The sequence below is a fragment of the Coprococcus sp. ART55/1 genome (genome assembly GCF_000210595.1).
Lineage (GTDB): Bacteria > Bacillota > Clostridia > Lachnospirales > Lachnospiraceae > Coprococcus > Coprococcus aceti.
The window spans coordinates 2913011-2916595 of the sequence record NC_021018.1; the positions used below are offsets into that span (position 1 = coordinate 2913011).

Genomic DNA, 3585 nt, shown 5'->3' on the forward strand with positions numbered 1-3585 from the left:
TCAAGTGTATCCCCGTCCATATTGTATATGGCGTCGATTATCCTGTTCCTGTATGTTGAATTCCCCTCAAATGCCTGCAGATGGGAATAACCGATCTCCCCAGCAAGTCCCATGACCATGACAGCCACTGCAGCAGCCTCAAGCTTGTTGTCCTGATTTGCCACAACATATGCTGTCATCATTCCTGAGAGCTGGCAGCCTGTTCCAGTGATCTTACCCATCTCAGGACGGCCGTTTCTGATTACATAACATTTCTCGCTGTCCGCAACAAGGTCTATTGCGCCTGTTACAGCTATGATAGATCCCGTTTCAGCAGATAGCTTCTTAACAAATGCCACTGCATTATCAAGCGTATCCTCCGTAACCGCATCTGTCACATCGGCATCAACACCCTTTGTGCTGCCGGAACCATATGCCAGAGTTTTGATCTCAGAGATATTTCCCCTTATAACATCAAATCTAATCTCCTTCATAAGTCCAACAGCCGTATCAGTTCTGAGCTTACTTGCTCCTGCTCCAACAGGATCGAGAAGTACAACATGTCCAAGTTCATTTGCCTTCTTCCCTGCCAGGTACATTGATGGAATAGTGTTCTTGTTAAGTGTTCCTATGTTGATATTCAGACCACCACATATACTTGTGATATCCTCCACGTCACCCTCATCATCCGACATGATAGGACTTCCACCGCACGCCAGAATGACATTTGCCACATCATTTACAGTTACATAGTTTGTTATATTGTGTACCAGAGGTACATTCTTTCTCACATTTTCAAGGCACTCTTTTATCATGTTTTTCTATCTCCTTTATATATACTCTGTTGTTTATCTGCTAATCTTTTTTGTCGAAAAGCGGCCATACCATAAGGCACAGCCGCTTTTTTTATGCTGTATGTATCCCTACGCTGGCACTGATCCAGGTCAGACCTGATCTACTCCTGAGCAGGAGGTACATCAGATGTACAATGCATACACTTTGTTGCTTTGATATCTATCTCCCCCATACAGTATGGGCACTTTCTTGTGAGAGGAGCTGCCTCCTCTTTCTTCTTACCAAGATCCATGATCGCATTGATTCCCTTCATGATGACAAATATAACAAATGCCATGATTATGAAGTTGATAACTGCTGAAATAAACGCTCCATACTCGATATACTGTCCTGTATGGAATATCTGAAAATGTCCACCAATCTCTGCTCCACCGATACTGTTGATTATTGGTGTGATGAAACAGTCTGTAAAAGATGTAACCAATGACTGGAACGCTCCACCAATGATAACACCGATTGCAAGACTCATCACATTTCCCTTAAGGGCAAACTCCTTAAACTCTTCCAAAAACTTCTTCATATGTATCCTTCCAACTGAATACAGCACCGATCATAACAAACTTATATTATAATTCGGTGCCGTATCTTTTATTTATTGTTTCTCGCATGATTGATATGACATATATCTACATTTGCTGTCATCGCTCATCGCACATCATCTTTTATTACTTTCTTACGATAAGTGACTTACCTGTCATCTCCTTAGGCTGAGGAAGTCCCATAACCTCAAGAAGTGTAGGTGCGATATCTGCAAGACATCCGCCCTCACGAAGCTCTACATCTTCACCATAGTTGTAAAGGATAAATGGTACAGGGTTAGTTGTATGAGCTGTATGTGGAGCACCGGTCTCATAGTTGATCATCTGCTCTGCGTTACCATGATCAGCACAGATAAAGAGAACACCATCAACCTTATCAATTGCCTCTACAGCAGCGCCAACGCACTTGTCAACTGTCTCTACAGCCTGGATAGCTGCTGGGATAATACCTGTATGACCAACCATATCAGGGTTTGCAAAGTTGATGATGATCACATCATACTCGCCACCAAGGATAGCTGCATTGAGCTTCTCGCTTACCTCTGGAGCACTCATCTCTGGCTGAAGGTCATATGTTGCTACAGCAGGTGACTTTACAAGGATTCTGTCCTCGTTCTTGTTAGGCTCCTCAACACCGCCGTTGAAGAAGAACGTTACATGAGCATACTTCTCTGTCTCAGCAAGTCTGAGCTGCTTGAGGCCCTTAGCTGCAAGGTACTCACCGAATGTGTTGTCAATCTCTTCCTTCTTGAATGCTACAAGCTTGTTAGGTATTGACTCGTCGTAGTCCTTGAAACATACATATGTGAGTGGCATGCGGCCATTTGCTCTCTCAAATCCATCAAAATCATCACAGCAGAATGCTCTGGTGATCTCGCGGGCTCTGTCTGGTCTGAAGTTAAAGAATATAACTGAATCATTTGGCTTAACAAGTGATACAGGCTTACCATTCTCTGTGATTACTGTAGGAAGAACGAACTCATCATATACTTCCTTGTCATATGACTCCTGCATAGCTGCAACCGGGTCCTCAGCCTGAACGCCCTCACCTGTTACAAGTGACTTGTATGCAAGCTCTACTCTGTCCCATCTGTTATCTCTGTCCATTGCGTAGTAACGGCCTGACATAGATGCAACCTTACCTACACCAATCTCCTTCATCTTTGCGATAAGCTCCTCAAGGTATCCCTTACCTGATGCAGGCGGTGTATCTCTTCCATCGAAGAATGGATGAACGTATACGTTCTCAAAGTTCTGCTTCTTGCAGAGCTCAAGGATCGCATAAAGGTGTGTATTGTGGCTGTGAACACCACCATCTGAGAGAAGTCCCCAGAGATGAAGATCTGAATTGTTCTTCTTGCAGTTTTCTATTGCAGCAAGCATCTCCTCGTTCTCAAAAAAATCTCCATCAGCGATTGCCTTTGTGATTCTTGTAAGCTCCTGATATATGATACGGCCTGCGCCGATATTCATATGACCTACCTCTGAATTGCCCATCTGACCGTCTGGAAGTCCTACAGGAAGTCCTGAAGCTGCGCCCTGCACAAATGGTGCTGTAGCCATAAGTTTGTCCATAACAGGTGTCTTTGCAAGTGCTACTGCATTACCCTCTGTCTTGTCACTGAGACCATATCCGTCGAGGACCATTAAAACTACTGGTTTCTTACTCATAATTTTTCTCCTTTTTATTTATTCCGGCTAAATGCCTCTTAATCATAATTCACTCATTTGAGATTATACTTATATAATGCCTATTTTTCAAGTTCAAATCCAACTCAAATCACAGGTCAATATCCAGTTCAACCGGGCAGTGATCAGATCCCATGATATCAGTGTGTATCTTGGCATCGACAAGCTTGTCCTTCAAACTCTCAGATGTGAGAAAATAGTCGATACGCCAACCTGCATTCTTCTCCCTTGCCTTGAATCTGTACGACCACCATGAGTAGATATTTTCCTGATCCGGATAAAAATATCTGAATGTGTCGATGAAGCCATCATCTAGAAGCACCGTCATCTTCTCTCTTTCCTCATCAGTAAATCCCGCATTCTTCCTGTTTGTCTTTGGATTTTTCAGATCTATCTCATTGTGAGCCACGTTCATATCGCCGCACACTATAACAGGCTTATTCTCCTCAAGCTTTTTCAGATATGCTCTGAAATCATCCACCCACTTCATCCGGTAATCAAGCCTTGCAAGCTCGTTCTGTGA

General features: G+C 43.3%; 4 protein-coding genes. All 4 read right to left on the reverse strand.

Going from position 1 to position 3585, the window contains the following annotated elements; genetic code table 11:
* Window positions 1-794, reverse strand: a 794-nt coding sequence (gene thiM, locus CCU_RS13125) for a hydroxyethylthiazole kinase (protein ID WP_208896281.1), incomplete at its 3' end; no start/stop codon positions are given.
* A gap of 140 nt (window positions 795-934) precedes the next feature.
* Window positions 935-1354, reverse strand: coding sequence for a large conductance mechanosensitive channel protein MscL (mscL, locus tag CCU_RS13130; RefSeq protein ID WP_015534993.1), 420 nt, complete (start codon window positions 1352-1354; stop codon window positions 935-937).
* Window positions 1355-1499: 145 nt separating this feature from the next.
* Window positions 1500-3044: a 2,3-bisphosphoglycerate-independent phosphoglycerate mutase gene (gpmI, locus tag CCU_RS13135; protein ID WP_015534994.1), complete on the reverse strand. Its 1545-nt coding sequence runs from the start codon at window positions 3042-3044 to the stop codon at window positions 1500-1502.
* Between the two features lie 109 nt (window positions 3045-3153).
* The coding region (locus tag CCU_RS13140; protein WP_208896282.1) for an exodeoxyribonuclease III at window positions 3154-3585 on the reverse strand (432 nt) is incomplete at its 5' end.